General features: G+C 49.3%; 11 protein-coding genes. 7 read left to right on the top strand and 4 right to left on the bottom strand.

Annotated elements, in window-relative coordinates:
* Window positions 1–263: 263 nt before the first annotated feature.
* The 3 genes from AVO41_RS06565 to ykgO form a co-directional block, all read right to left on the bottom strand.
* A complete protein-coding gene (locus tag AVO41_RS06565) occupies window positions 264–1,298 on the bottom strand; it encodes a hypothetical protein (protein WP_068584473.1) in 1,035 nt (344 codons plus the stop codon).
* A 65-nt stretch (window positions 1,299–1,363) separates the two neighbouring features.
* The gene (locus AVO41_RS10710) at window positions 1,364–3,181 is read right to left on the bottom strand and encodes a hypothetical protein (protein WP_153003498.1); all 1,818 of its coding nucleotides are present in this window, start codon (window positions 3,179–3,181) and stop codon (window positions 1,364–1,366) included.
* Window positions 3,182–3,321: 140 nt separating this feature from the next.
* Window positions 3,322–3,447 (bottom strand): type B 50S ribosomal protein L36, encoded by a 126-nt coding sequence (gene ykgO, locus AVO41_RS06555; protein ID WP_019896385.1) that lies wholly within the window; start codon window positions 3,445–3,447, stop codon window positions 3,322–3,324.
* A 165-nt stretch (window positions 3,448–3,612) separates the two neighbouring features.
* Here ykgO and AVO41_RS06550 point away from each other — a divergent pair, with 165 nt between their 5' ends.
* From AVO41_RS06550 to AVO41_RS06540, 3 genes are all read left to right on the top strand, one after another.
* Window positions 3,613–5,559, top strand: a complete 1,947-nt coding sequence (locus AVO41_RS06550) for an ATP-dependent DNA helicase (protein ID WP_068584467.1) — start codon at window positions 3,613–3,615, stop codon at window positions 5,557–5,559.
* 67 nt (window positions 5,560–5,626) lie between these two features.
* A complete protein-coding gene (tsaB, locus tag AVO41_RS06545) occupies window positions 5,627–6,292 on the top strand; it encodes a tRNA (adenosine(37)-N6)-threonylcarbamoyltransferase complex dimerization subunit type 1 TsaB (RefSeq protein ID WP_068584464.1) in 666 nt (221 codons plus the stop codon).
* Between the two features lie 114 nt (window positions 6,293–6,406).
* Window positions 6,407–7,294: a hypothetical protein gene (locus AVO41_RS06540; RefSeq protein ID WP_068584461.1), complete on the top strand. Its 888-nt coding sequence runs from the start codon at window positions 6,407–6,409 to the stop codon at window positions 7,292–7,294.
* A gap of 16 nt (window positions 7,295–7,310) precedes the next feature.
* On the opposite strand, the gene AVO41_RS06535 is transcribed toward AVO41_RS06540, so the two are convergent.
* On the bottom strand, window positions 7,311–7,610 hold the full coding sequence (locus AVO41_RS06535; RefSeq protein WP_068584456.1) for a hypothetical protein: 300 nt from the start codon (window positions 7,608–7,610) through the stop codon (window positions 7,311–7,313).
* Window positions 7,611–7,709: 99 nt separating this feature from the next.
* Between AVO41_RS06535 and ycaO the strand changes: the two genes are divergently transcribed.
* The 4 genes from ycaO (at window position 7,710) to AVO41_RS06515 (ending at window position 13,884) form a co-directional block, all read left to right on the top strand.
* Window positions 7,710–9,464 carry a 30S ribosomal protein S12 methylthiotransferase accessory factor YcaO gene (gene ycaO, locus AVO41_RS06530; RefSeq protein WP_068584453.1) on the top strand — a complete coding sequence of 585 codons (1,755 nt, stop codon included), beginning with the start codon at window positions 7,710–7,712 and terminating at the stop codon, window positions 9,462–9,464.
* Between the two features lie 181 nt (window positions 9,465–9,645).
* The gene (locus tag AVO41_RS06525) at window positions 9,646–10,602 is read left to right on the top strand and encodes an acetyl-CoA carboxylase carboxyltransferase subunit alpha (protein ID WP_068584451.1); all 957 of its coding nucleotides are present in this window, start codon (window positions 9,646–9,648) and stop codon (window positions 10,600–10,602) included.
* A 39-nt stretch (window positions 10,603–10,641) separates the two neighbouring features.
* Window positions 10,642–11,979, top strand: a complete 1,338-nt coding sequence (tilS, locus tag AVO41_RS06520; RefSeq protein ID WP_068584447.1) for a tRNA lysidine(34) synthetase TilS — start codon at window positions 10,642–10,644, stop codon at window positions 11,977–11,979.
* Window positions 11,980–12,240: 261 nt separating this feature from the next.
* Complete coding sequence (locus AVO41_RS06515) at window positions 12,241–13,884, top strand: CTP synthase (RefSeq protein WP_068584444.1); 1,644 nt, start codon at window positions 12,241–12,243, stop codon at window positions 13,882–13,884.
* Window positions 13,885–13,886 lie beyond the last annotated feature (2 nt).

Raw genomic sequence — 13,886 nt, 5'->3', positions numbered from 1 at the left:
TGTCGCCCCCACCCAGTGAGATGGCTTTCAATAATAAACCTAGCTTTTGCTAGGTTTTTTCTTTTTTTGAGTCTTCTTTACCTCAAAGCTCCAACTTCATTAAAATAATCGTATTGAAGTTAGGCTTCTCTTGAAATCATTACAAGTTCGACCAATTCAGTTTTACGCTTGCGGTCTACCGTTTAATTTCTGGTTTATTAACTAATTCCTATCTTTTTTTGGATCGACTATATCATGTGCAGTTATTTCTCTGGGTCGTTACATTAAAACTTTGTTTTTCTTCTTAGAGAAACTATTAAGTGATAAGCAAAAAACAGAATTAAAATCTTGTGAATGAACCAAATAGAGTAGTCTGCTAGATAGAAATTATTTGTTCTATTGAGGGGGTTTATAAAATAGAAAAAACTATTTGGGCTGCAGTTTATTAGTGCAGTCGGACCGCAAACGAAAGAATAAAAAACGATAGAAACAAGAACCATCCAAGCTAGAGGCTTAAACCAGCTGTTGGCGAAATTTGATGTGTGCCTGTTAATCAAAAAAACGATTTGATCTTGCCAATTATTTTTAGACCATCCTCTTTGCTTTAGCTCTTTACGATAAGCCTCCATTTCAAGACTATGAAAATAGGATTCTTCAATTAAGTTTAGTGATTCTGACATGCATACTTTTAGCTGACGGAAAACATCCCTTTCAGCAGTGAACTTGTTAAATTTTGGCCAACGCACATTTTGAAGTTCAAAATCTTTAGAAAAACTGACACCTTCAAGTTTAAGGGTGTGACAAAATTCGGTGTTTTTAAAGAAGTTTTTTGTAACAAAATTTCCTATTTGAATTTCCGGTTTAAAAGAAAAACCTTGCAGTTCTGTTTCTCTAAAGAAAATACAACGTTCTAGTTTTAAAATTGCCGACTCAATTGATAGATTTTTTAAGAAAACATCAGACTCTAAGGTGCATCTATTAAAATGTAAGTATTTTAGTGCATTAGCCTTTATTGATGTCTTCTTTGAGAAAATACAGTCTTCAAAAACTAAGTCGTTATATGATACCTCCAAATCAAATTCATCAAACTTGCATGACTTAAAAGTTATTTTTTTTCTATTATTATCACCAACACCTCCATTTTTATTGTTTACAAAAAAAGTGTTAAATCTTTCTTTATCAATTAAAGGAAAATGTAAATTTTTTACAACCAATTCTCCCACGGTTTTCTTTTCAATTTCTCCCGGATTATCAGAATGGTTGAAATTATCAAAATCTTCCCATGAATATTCATAATTTTCTTCAATGTTTAATATCATAAAATCCTTTTAAAAATGCTTTATTCATTAATTTAATCTACCATTTTAAATATTGTATTTTGATCTTAAACATATAATTGTTTGCGGAAATATTTTGAGTTGGGGTGATAATATAAGATATCCTCAACATCGTTTTTTCCACGGCTCAACTCAATCCTTTCCGCAGGAGTTTTTCCATCATCACCTCTCTTGCAAAAGTTGTAGTACACCCTGAAGATTTCAATTAGTTTCACTACCATTTCCGGGTTGTAGGCGTTATAGCCATTCCACATATTGCCCGCAGAGGTGGCCGATTTAATCGGTCTCTCCAGGTAATGAATCATCCGACGTATCTGCATAAAATATCGATCTACACTGTGAAGCGAAGCTTTTAAAAACATCCAGCCAAGCTCTGAGTCAGAATACACTCCCAAATCATTAAGGTGGCAAGCCATTTTCTCCGGTTCACCCATGCTTGGAATCGGAATACTTACCCATCTATCAGACCACTTGCCCAGGCTTAATGCATTTACAATGTTGTAGGTCATGATTTGATGCTGTGCTTCGATAAAACTAATACCTTTGGCATCCGCATAGGTTTTTACATACCGCTCTTGTTCTTGAAATATCTCTCTTTTGGTGTCCACGGTATGGTTTTTCATGAAATTGATATAAAATCCATTAACCTGGTATTTTTTCGGATTCTTTAGCTTCTCGTCATATCCGAGCATAAAAGCTGCCCTCATGCCTGAATCCTGGTCCATTGAATGATGGATGCTTTTTGCACGGTAAGTTAATTCGTTTATATATTTGAAATGAGCAAGCATCGTATATTCGGAATGGATTTGGACACCTTTCTCAGGCAATTTTAGAAAATCAGACATCGTGAAGTTTGAATCAATATTCTCACGGCTGATTGAATTTTTGTATGTATCCTCAATCGATTGAATCGTTGATTTTGATTTTGTTTTCTGTGTTCGATATGTTCGCTGAGCTGCTTTTAAATAGTCTTCGTGGCTCCAAAATCTTGCTGTCTTTCTAAATGCGGGCTCAATTGAGCTTTCTTTGTTTGCCTGAATGATTTCTTCAACTTCACTCTGTTGAACAGATGGATCGTAATTTAAGTGATTCCCAAAAACATAGCTTGTGTCGTTACAGGTCGTCGCAATGGCCAATAACTGAGTATTGCGTTTATCTTTTCGCTTGGACCAGTTCACCAGATGAAATTGAACATCTGTTGCGAGCCTCAAATGTTTATTAGCCAAAAGTTCCGCTAGTTTGGATTCCCTGCTTCTTGCGAAGAGAACGCATTGCTTATAAATAAAATCGACCTTATCGTAAAAAGTTTTGGGGTTTATATCTAAGATGTCTAGGATTCGCTGGGATGGAGATTTATTAACCAGGAGCTTGAAAAGCGTTTTATTTAAATGAGTTATCCGCTGTCTTTTTAGAGCGTTTGTGTTGACCGCAAAGGTTTTATCGCAGCATTTACATTTGTATCGAGGGGTTCCGGCTTTGTTTTTTCCGTGCTTATAGTAACTTTGTCGTTCTGTAATAGGTATCTTATGATTTTGACATGTTTTGTCAGGGCAGCTAATATTGCCAATATTGATTCTTGGTATATTTTTTAATCGATACAGTTCGTCTTTGAGGCCAATACCGCTTTTTATTGGAAGTGTTTCACCACATCCGTTGCAGATAAGCCTAACACCACTTTTATTTCCAACCCGCTTATAGAGCTTATTTGGATTTTTACTGCCAGGCTTGACTTTAAAATCAGGGAACTCTGATGGAACTAAAAAATTGCTGCACTTAGGGTTTCGACAACAGTTGATATGCGAAGAGTCAGGCGGTAGAAAGGTGTTGTGAGGGGTAGAATTTTTAGCAGAAGATATCTTTTTCAATATAAAAATCCCCGAACTGGCGACCAGTACGAGGATTGTATGATCATTTCAACGCTTTTTCCACCACTTTAGTAAATGGCTTGCTGATCAGGTGCCTTTTTTATTCAACCCGTTTGCGTGTGCAAACTGTGAGCGTTTGATTAACGCTGACGTGCTTTGAAACGAGGGTTGGTTTTGTTGATCACATAGACTTTGCCGCGACGACGAACGATCTGGCAGTCCTTGTGACGTTTTTTAGCCGACTTCAAAGAAGATAGAATTTTCATATCAGATATCCAATGGTTTTGTGGGTTGCCAAACAGGTTCGGCAACGGGTTCAAATTTGAACGGCGAATTTTACTGACAAACCCCTGCCTTGTCCAGTTTTTTGGTAGAATTTTGCTCTTTTTAAAGAACGCGGATCTTGAAGCCCCGCGGGAGACGCCCTCGCTTTGTCATTGACCGACACCACTGATGCCTATTTTTGTGAAAACGGTCGCCTGACCGATTTTGACAAAGCCTTTTGTCACCGCGATGCCCAGCAGTCGATGGCCAAAGCCGTGGCCGATGCCATTGACGCTGAGGCCACTTTTCTGGCGGAAGCCGGTACCGGCACCGGTAAAACGTTTGCGTATCTGGTGCCGGCCTTGCTCTCTGGCAAAAAAGTCATTATCTCCACCGCCACCAAAACCCTGCAGGAGCAATTGCTCTTGAAAGACGTTCCCTACATTAAATCCGTGACCGGGTTTCGCGGGCGTGTGCGGTTGCTCAAAGGGCGGGAAAACTATCTGTGCACACAGCGTCTGGCCATTGCGCAGACGGCACAGGCCAATACAAAGCAGGCCTGGTTAAAACTCAATCAGATCGAACAATGGGCGCAATCCACGCAAGATGGCGACCGGGCCGAGCTTTCAGAACTGGATGAAAACGATCCAGTTTGGTCACAAGTGTGCGCTCGCATGGAGTTTTGTCAGGCCAATGAATGTGGTCAAAGCGCGGATTCATCGTGTTTTTACCCCAAGGTGAAGAAGGCCGCGAGTGAGGCTGAGATTCTTATTGTGAACCATCATCTTTTTTGTGCCGATCTGGCGCTAAAAGAACAGGGGTTCGGGGAGCTTCTACCCAAGGCAGATGTCTATGTTTTTGATGAAGCGCACCAGCTGCCGGATGTGGCGGCTCAGTTTTTGGGGTTTCGTCTCAGTCGCTATCAGCTGGATGAGCTGGTGCGCGATTTGAAAGAGGCGTACGCCAAGGAAGCACCGGATACGGCTTGGCTTTCGGATCAGGCACAATCGGTGTCACAGGCCATCACTGATTTTAATAAAAGCCTCGGCAAATTCGAACGACGCTGGAACTGGCAAGCCTTTCAAACGGCAAAGGCATCGGTGGCCGCCTTGAAAACCTTGCGCAATCGGCTGGAATACCTGGGAGATGGGCTGAAGCCTTTGACCGACCGGGGCAAGCAACTGGCCGCCCTTTACCAGCGGGTGCAGAAACAAGCCTCAGAGATCAACCAGTGGCTGGACTCGGACTCAGAAAACCGGGTTCGCTGGGTGGAATCCACACAAGGACGTTTTTCTTTGCATCTGACCCCTCTGAGTGTGGCTGGCCCGTTTTCCCGTCAACAGGAAAAACTGGGGGGGAGTTGGATTTTTACCTCGGCCACGCTCAGTGTGAATGGCGAATTTGATTATTTCAGCCATAAACTGGGTCTGGCGTCGCCTCGCACGGAAATCTGGCAGAGCCCGTTTGATTTTGCATCTCAGGCGGCGATTTATCATCCAGTCGGGTTGCCTTCGCCCAATCATGATGACTACACCCGAATCTGTCTGCGCGCCGTTTGGCCACTGTTGAAAACAACACAGGGAAGGGCCTTTTTATTGTTTACCAGTCACAGCGGTTTGCAGAAAGCGGCGGACATTTTACGTGATCACTGGGAAGGCGCACTGATCGTGCAGGGCGAAGGGCCCAAATCGTCATTGATTGATCGGTTTCGAGAACAGGAACGCGCGCTTTTGCTGGGCACAGGCAGCTTTTGGGAAGGGGTTGACGTCAAAGGCGAAGACCTGGTTCTGGTGATGATTGATCGCTTGCCTTTCATGCCGCCTGATGACCCGTTGGTGGAGGCGCGTGAAGCCGATTTAAAACAGAAAGGGTTGAGTGCGTTTTTTCATTTCCAGTTGCCAGAGGCACTGATTGCCATGAAGCAGGGCAGTGGGCGTTTGATTCGTGATGCAACGGATCGTGGGGTGTTGGTGCTGTGTGATCCCCGTTTGAAAACAAAGTCTTATGGACGGCAGTTTGTGCAAAACCTACCTGCCTGTCCCTGGGTCTATACACCCGAGGAAGCTCAGGCGTCACTGACACGTTTGCTGACCCCATCTGGGGAGGCTGAATGAGGGAACGGCGTTTGGTGATTAGGAAAGTTGGCGGCTATAATTTGTGATTTAATTGATGGGAGCTGTCATGTCATCGACCATTCTGGCCATTGAAACGTCTACGCAAGCATGTTCGGCGGCATTGCTGACCTCGCAAGGCGTGTTTGAAGAGTTTGAGCTGGCGCCTCAGCAGCATGCAGACAAGATTTTGAGCATGGTCACTCGCGTGTTGGAAAAAGCCGGATGTGCACCCGATGAGGTTGATTGTCTGGCCTATGCCAACGGTCCTGGGGCCTTTACCGGCGTGCGCATTGCCGCGGGTGTGATTCAGGGGCTGGCCTATGGCTGGCAAAAACCCGTGATTGAGGTTTCCACGCTTGAAGCGTTGATTCACCAGGCCTGGTTAAAAGTGCCGACGCGTGCAGACCAGACGTGGATTGCCTGTATGGATGCGCGCATGCAAGAGGTGTATTGGCAAACGGGTCAGCGGAACGAGCAGGGCGAGCTGGTGAGCGAGCCGCCACAGATGTTGCCTCGGACCCAAGCTTTGAAGCGGGTGCCGCAGGGCGCGCTGGGCATTGGCGACATGGCTTGGGCATGGCCGGAATGGGAAGCGCCTTTTTCTGAGTTTGTTTCGGCCTACCCTCGTGCAAGCGATGTCGCCCAGGTCGCGGCGCTTCGAGCTTCTCTCGCACAACCGGTAACGCAATGCCTGCCTCAGCCACTGTATTTGCGCAATCAGGTGACCGGTTAACCCCGTTTTATTCTATGACCATTGTCTGACAATGCTCCGATTAGTGGTGTGCATACCGGTTGGGCGCGTTATGATGCGTAAATGGGAAAGCAGTTTGGTTTGGAGGAGAGCAAAATGAACCAGAAAACAGTCAACCGTGCGCTAAGCGCTGACCAAACATTGTGGGTATCATTGAGCGACTTGCTGATGATGGTGGCCCTGTTGCTGATGTCGCCAGCTCAGGCGGCGACCTTTGAAAAAGGCGATACCATCCTGGTGGCGTTTCCTTCGACCACGATCAAAGACGACGCGTTTATCACCGGCCTGGTCACACGGGTGACCGAGGAAGGCGATTACCAGATTCAGGTGCGTGATTATGTGGTGGGGCATGATTATGGTCTTTCCTGTGAACCCATTGCCGTCAACGCAGCGGGTGAGGTGACCGATGAGTCCGGCTGGGAGTTGTGGGAGAACACCAAATATTTGAGCACCGATGGTCTGCAATACATCGTCCCCGGTGAAAACGCCATGGATCTGTCGGTGGGCAAACACTATTTCATTGACCGCAATAACCTGCATACTCGCTTCTCGCGCTGGCTGTCGGATGCGCCGGTGCTTTCCGTGGAGTTCCTGGAACGTGCGGTGACCCAAGCGCCCGCACTGGATCTGGCACCGATGATTCCGGCGTTTGAAGTGGCCATCGCGCACCGCAAAAGTTTTTATGACGCTGAAACCGGTGCCCCGAAGTGGCCCCATGAAACCCTGCCTCAGCTTGAACGGATGTTGGCCGACATCGAACAGCGTCTCTCAGAGCAGCCTGCTTTGCGTGCGCACTGGTTCGCCGAGAAGCGTCAATGGAAACAGTTGGAAGAATCCATGTATCTTTACTTCATGATCGAAGCGCTGGACAAGGCGGTTCGCGATGCGGAAGGGGCGTTACTGGACGCCAACAAAGAAAAAGCCGATCCCGCTGTCATGCAAACAATGCAACAGCGCCTGGACCGGCTTTATCAAAGAGATTGATGCTTAGCGTCGTCGCTTATTTATCGAAGTGATAGTATTCCTGGTTCAAGTAATCAGCCACTTGCTCTTGTTCCTCCGGAAACCAGCCGACGTTCAGGTTGCTTTCGCAATAAGACACGGCCTTTTTCAGAGCCGGCCAGGAGTCGACGCCCATCTTTTTAAGAGACGGCTTGGCGTAGCCCATGTCCGCATGGCACTTCATGCAGTTGGCATCGTCGTGCAAAACCTTGCCTGGATGCGGCGACGAGGCCTGTGTCTGAGTGCTTAATAAAGATACACTGGCAAGCAAGCCGATGGATAAAGTTGACATGCGCATGGTATTCCTCCTTTGCGGTTGAAACAACTCCATTTCATTCTACTGATTTTTGCGTGAATTCATGCATTAATCTTTTTAAGCCTGATAACAGGGAAAATTATGACAGAACGCACCAATATCATTGGCAAAGATGCCTGTCTGGAAGACTCGATTGCACGGATGCAATCGTCTCTGTCCGATTTGGGGTTTGACATTCACCAGGCCAAAGCCGCTAACCCGGTGGAAAACGTCTACTGGCTGCACATCAAAGACCGTTTCTGCCCGGCTCTTTTTACCAATGGCAAAGGGGCAAGTCGAAAGGCGACCCTGGCCAGTGCACTGGGCGAGTACCTTGAGCGGCTGCAGACCAATTATTTTTTCTCAGACTATTATTTGTGCCAGGAACCCGGTGCAAAGAACTGGCTTTATTTCCCCTACGAAAAGTCCTTTGCATTGGAAGACTATCGAAACTGTCTGACGCCGGCGCTGTGGGCTCTTTATGATCCGCATGAGGAATGGGAGGCCGAAGATCTGTTGAGTTTGAATGATCAGACCGACCGGATTCGATGTTTGCCGCTTGAAGCGGTGTCTGAGCAAAAAACCGTCTATTTCCCTGCCAATCTTTTGAGTAATTTGTATGCCAGCAATGGGCTAAGCGCCGGGAACTCGTTTGACGAAGCCGAAACCCAAGGTCTATCTGAAATACTGGAACGCTGGGTTAAGGCAAAGATCTTACGACAAAATCTCTGTCTGCCCGAAGTACCGGAATCGGTTCTTAAGGCATATCCGGTGGTCACACAGGCCTTGGCGGCCATGCGGGCGCAGGGCCTGGAAGTCTCTGTGCGGGACGCCTCTTTGGGCGGTCATTATCCGGTGATGAATGTGACGCTGTTTGATCAGGAAAACGGACGTTGCTTTGCCTCATTCGGAGCGCACCCTCTGTTTGAGGTGGCACTGGAACGAGCGATGACCGAAGCCCTTCAGGGGCGACAGCTGAATGATCTGGACGGATTTGATGTGCCAGTGTTTGATGAAACCATGGTGGCATCGGACGAAAACATTGAAAATCACTTTATTGATTCCAGCGGTTGGTTGCATGCTCGCTTTATTTCCGATCAACCTGATTTTGAATTTGTGCACTGGCAAGCCCAAACGCCTCTGCCGTATCTGGCGGATGTCGCCACCACGGCTGCCCAGCGCCAGGGGTTGATTGATCTGATTGAAGCGGGATTGAATGCCACCGTGTTTATTGCACGCTATGATTATGCCGGCCTGCCGGCCTGTCGCATTGTGGTGCCGGGCGTATCGGAAGTCTTTCCGCTGACCGAATTGCTGGACAACAATCAAAACCGAGGGCGACAACTGCGTGAGGCTTGGTTTGCTTTGGCGACTGAGCAGGACTTTGATGCCTTTCTGGACCGGCTGGATGAATTGGCCTTTGCCGATCACCAGGGCGTGGCGAACCTGATGGGGCTGATACCGGACCCCGGCACCCTTTGGGCCAGATTGATGGTGGCGGACCTGCGTTTGTTTGTGCTGTTGCGCCTTGGCGCACTGGAAGAAGCGTTGGAAGCGGTCGAGCTGGCGGCAATTTACCAGCAGGATGCGTCCCTGCAGGGCTTTTATCAAGCACTGGCGTTTGCGTTGGAAGCACGTTTGTCCCCTCAGTCAGGCATGGATCAGGCCGATCTGCAGGCGAAATTATTCGGCACTGACCGGGTGAAAGAGGTCTGGGCACATCTGGCAAAGCAGGTGTTTATGCGGGGCTGTGACATGGGAGCGTCCATTTTTACTCACAGTGAAGCGCATCAGGCATTGTGTCAAGTACACAATCGTCTGCGCTCTGCGAAAGCCGACCCCCAAGAGCAAACGTAACCAGGCCTGGTAAAAAGAAAGACAACAATGCAAGCCTACTTGCAGTGAGCACAATTTCGTGCAGTTTGCTAGAATACGCGAAAGATTTGAAGCAAACCCCGATTCTTTGGTGTCAGAGCTTGGCGGGCATTGGCCCGTTCGCGTAATGAACCATGATTCGGAGACAACAACGGACAAGACAATGAAACTGGAATTTTTGGATTTTGAAAAGCCGATTGCAGAGTTGGAAGCAAAGATTGATGAATTGCGTCATCTGGATGGCTCAGATGACATGGATCTGCTCAAAGAAGTCTCGGCTTTGGAAGAAAAAAGCCGTAATGTAACCCAGTCGATCTTCAGCAAACTGTCCGATGTCCAGGTGGCTCAGTTGGCTCGCCATCCGCAACGACCCTACATGCTGGACTACATCAAGCACATTTTTACTGATTTCAAAGAGATGCATGGCGATCGTGCATTTGCCGATGATCCGGCGATTGTGGGCGGGCTTGCCCGCATTGATGGCCAGGCCGTCATGGTGATCGGTCAGCAGAAAGGGCGCGATACCAAAGACAAAATTCACCGAAATTTCGGCATGCCCAAGCCGGAGGGGTACCGAAAAGCATTGCGCTTGATGAAAACGGCGGAAACCTTTGGTCTGCCGGTGCTTACTTTTATCGATACCCCGGGTGCTTACCCTGGGATCAACGCCGAAGAGCGCGGTCAGTCTGAGGCCATCGCCCGTAATCTGATCGAAATGTCGCAGCTTTCGGTGCCCATTATCTGCACGGTGATCGGCGAAGGGGGCTCCGGTGGGGCCTTGGCCATTGGTGTGGGGGATGCCACTTTGATGATGCAATACAGCACTTATTCGGTCATTTCTCCGGAAGGGTGTGCCTCCATTCTGTGGAAAGACGCGGCCAATGCTGCGGATGCCGCCGAAGCGCTCGGCATTACCGCCAACCGACTGAAAGAATTGGGGCTGGTGGATCAGATTGTGACGGAACCCTTGGGCGGCGCTCACCGTCAGCCGGAAAAAGCCGCTGCGGCTCTGAAAGAAGCCCTGTTGCATCAGCTGGACATTGTCAAAAATCAATCCATGGAAAGTTTGCTTGACACCCGCTATCAGCGTTACATGCAATACGGCAACTTTGAGGGGTAACCTGAAATCGTGAGGGCGGCTGCCTTAACGTTTGACTCAATGCCCCTTGAGGCGTTTAAACAGCGTCTGAACGCTCTAACCCAAGACGTTGAAAATCCTCATTATCTGGTTGCTCTCAGCGGCGGTTTGGACTCGGTGGTGCTTTTGCACCTGTTAGCGCAAACCGTGCCCAGTGAGCGCATTCATGCTGTTCACATCAATCACCAGCTTCAAGCGGCTGCCGGCGACTGGCAACGCTTCTGCCAACAGCTGTGTCGAACCCGATCTCTTTCATTTGAATCGCAGCCTGTCACCCTTGCTGACGAAGGTGGTCCGGAGGCGGCTGCGCGCACGGCCCGCTATCGCGCCCTGACTCAATTGGCTCAAAGCTGGCAACAGCAGCTTACCGACCAGGCCGCATCCGCTAATGCCCGGGTTTGTGTGCTCACCGCGCATCATGCGGACGATCAGGCAGAAACCATGATTCAACGACTGGGGCGAGGAGCCGGTGTCAGCGGCTTAAGTGGTATGCCCTCAGTTGGTTCTGTGCCGGGGGCGGCACAGATCACGCTCCTGCGACCTTTGCTGGACTTCTCGCGGACCGCCTTGCAGGCCTACGCTCAGTCTGAGGGGTTGAGATGGGTGGAAGACCCCAGCAATGCCTGCCCTCAGTACCAGCGTAACCGTGTCCGTCATGAAGTCATGCCGGTGCTCAAGTCAATCTGGCCGGCGTTTGAGCAAAAAGCCTCTCAGACCGCGCAATGGATGCAGGAAGCCAATGCGCTGCTCAATACATTGGCCGAACAGGACCTTACCGGTCTGAATCATACGCCTTTTCATCTGGATCTTCGCCCGCTGCTGGCCGTGTCGGATGAGAAGGCGCCGGATCGAGTCCGTCTGAAAAACCTGATTCGTTATTGGGCCCGGCGCTTCTGGCCAGAGCCTCCGTCAGCAAAGCTGTTGGAGTGGTGTTTGAATCAATTGCAAAACGCCGATGTCCAGGCGCACCCACAATGGTTGCTTTCACAAACCCCTGATAAGACGATGGTGCGAATCGATCAAGGGCGCCTGTATTATCTGCAAAACCCGGATGAGGTCTATGAGGTGGCATTGACTGAATTTTCTCCCCATGGCCACCAGTTTGAAGCCGTTTGCCTGCTTGACGCGCTGGACGCCTTTGAAACGACCCGGCCCACAGCTAAGATCGCGGCCTTGCCGGCGGATTGGCTGGCACAACGCCCGGACAGAAAAAAGATCAAACAATGGTTTCGGGACCAAAGAATTCCTTGGTGGCAAAGGCGGGTCTGGCCAGTGCTCTATGAGCCGGACAAACAAAGCATTCAACAGGGCGTGTTATTGGGGTATGATCCCCAAAAACAGGCCGGGATAAAACGGTGACAAACAAAACAGAAAATGGCGCTTGAACGCGACTCCGGTTTGCTCTGATTCGGGAAAATGTCTATAATACGAATCCATTCTGATCGTATTCACAAAACGGGCCGTTGGGTTACGGGCATTTGTCATCATCGAGTCTAAAGACCTTGTCAGCACGGCCAGTGAGCGCACGAACAAACATATTCATCTCAATCAGTGGTTTCGAATTACCCCGGTGATGCATTCATCGATCGACGAATTTTAACGGTTAACCAAAGTGGTGGCATGACTAAATTTATTTTTGTAACAGGCGGCGTGGTTTCTTCTCTAGGCAAAGGCATTGCCGCGGCTTCGCTGGGGGCTCTGCTCGAGGCGCGAGGCTTAAAGGTCAGCATGCTCAAGATGGACCCCTACATCAATGTGGATCCGGGCACCATGAGTCCTTTTCAGCATGGCGAAGTGTTTGTCACCGACGATGGCGCGGAAACCGACCTGGATCTGGGGCACTACGAACGGTTTGTGCAGCGCCACTTTACCCAGCGCAACAGCTTTTCCACTGGCCAAGTGTATGACAAGGTGATTCGCAATGAGCGCCGCGGTGATTATCTGGGTGGCACGGTGCAGGTGATTCCCCACATCACCGATGAAATCAAAAACCGCATTAAGCGTGCCGCCGCCGGAGCGGATGTGGCGTTGGTCGAGGTCGGCGGTACCGTGGGTGACATCGAATCCCTGCCTTTTTTGGAAGCCATCCGTCAACTGGGCGTCGAGGTCGGGCGTGACCGCGCCCTGTTTATGCATCTAACCCTGTTGCCATACATCGCGGTGGCCGGCGAAGTCAAAACAAAACCCACGCAGCACTCGGTGAAAGAGTTACGTTCGATTGGGATTCAGCCCGACATTCTGGTTTGCCGCTCCGATCGGGCGCTTGAGCCGTCGGAAAAACGTAAGATTGCTCTGTTTACCAATGTTGAAGAACCCGCCGTCATTAATTCTCTGGATGCGCGCACCATTTACGAAGTGCCACGCATGTTGCATGAGCAAGGGTTGGACGATCTGGTGACCAACCGGTTCCGACTGGATGTGCCGCAACCGGATCTGAGTGATTGGGATCAGGTGGTCGATGCGCAGTTGAGTCCGCAGCAGACAGTGAAAATCGGCATGGTGGGTAAATACGTGGATTTGACCGAAGCGTACAAGTCATTGATCGAATCGCTGATCCATGGTGGTATTCAAACGCGCACCCAAGTCGATATTCATTATTTGGATGCCGAAGAAATTGAACGCAGTGGTACCGATTGCCTGGCAGGAATGGATGCCATTCTGGTGCCCGGCGGGTTTGGCGAGCGCGGTGTGGAAGGCAAAATTGCCGCCATCCGTTATGCGCGTGAAAACAAAGTGCCTTACCTGGGGATCTGCCTGGGCATGCAAATGGCGGTGGTGGAATACGCCCGTCACATGGCTGGCATGGAAAACGCCCACAGCACTGAGCTGGACAAGAAAACCCCGCATCCGGTGGTCGCACTGATCACAGAATGGACTGGCGAAGACGGCTGCATTGAAGAGCGGGACGAGTCCACCGACTTGGGAGGTACCATGCGGTTGGGCGGGCAGGCCTGCTTGTTGAAGGAAAACAGCCACATTGCTCAGATTTATGGTCAAACCACGATCCGCGAACGTCACCGTCACCGTTATGAAGTCAATGATGGTTACATTGAACGCCTGGAGCAGGCAGGCTTGGTGATCTCGGGGCGTTCCGAAGACGGCAACCTGGTTGAAACGGTCGAAATCGACGATCATCCCTGGTTTGTTGGCTGTCAGTTCCATCCGGAATTCACCTCGACCCCGCGTAACGGTCATCCTTTGTTCCGCAGTTTTATTGAAGCGGCGAATGCGCGCCATGCCCAGACGCAGGAGGTGTCCTCATGAAT

Origin of the sequence: Thiomicrospira sp. WB1 (assembly GCF_001507535.1) — a bacterium.
Lineage (GTDB): Bacteria > Pseudomonadota > Gammaproteobacteria > Thiomicrospirales > Thiomicrospiraceae > Hydrogenovibrio.
This window is presented reverse-complemented; position numbering and strand designations above follow the sequence as displayed.

Bases quoted from the DNA above. Each gene is read 5' to 3' on its own strand.
- AVO41_RS06565 (WP_068584473.1), bottom strand. From the start codon at position 1,298: ATGATATTAAACATTGAAGAAAATTATGAATATTCATGGGAAGATTTT.
- ykgO (WP_019896385.1), bottom strand. From the start codon at position 3,447: ATGAAAATTCTATCTTCTTTGAAGTCGGCTAAAAAACGTCACAAGGAC.
- tsaB (WP_068584464.1), top strand. From the start codon at position 5,627: ATGTCATCGACCATTCTGGCCATTGAAACGTCTACGCAAGCATGTTCG.
- AVO41_RS06540 (WP_068584461.1), top strand. From the start codon at position 6,407: ATGAACCAGAAAACAGTCAACCGTGCGCTAAGCGCTGACCAAACATTG.
- AVO41_RS06535 (WP_068584456.1), bottom strand. From the start codon at position 7,610: ATGCGCATGTCAACTTTATCCATCGGCTTGCTTGCCAGTGTATCTTTA.
- ycaO (WP_068584453.1), top strand. From the start codon at position 7,710: ATGACAGAACGCACCAATATCATTGGCAAAGATGCCTGTCTGGAAGAC.
- AVO41_RS06525 (WP_068584451.1), top strand. From the start codon at position 9,646: ATGAAACTGGAATTTTTGGATTTTGAAAAGCCGATTGCAGAGTTGGAA.
- tilS (WP_068584447.1), top strand. From the start codon at position 10,642: ATGCCCCTTGAGGCGTTTAAACAGCGTCTGAACGCTCTAACCCAAGAC.
- AVO41_RS06515 (WP_068584444.1), top strand. From the start codon at position 12,241: ATGACTAAATTTATTTTTGTAACAGGCGGCGTGGTTTCTTCTCTAGGC.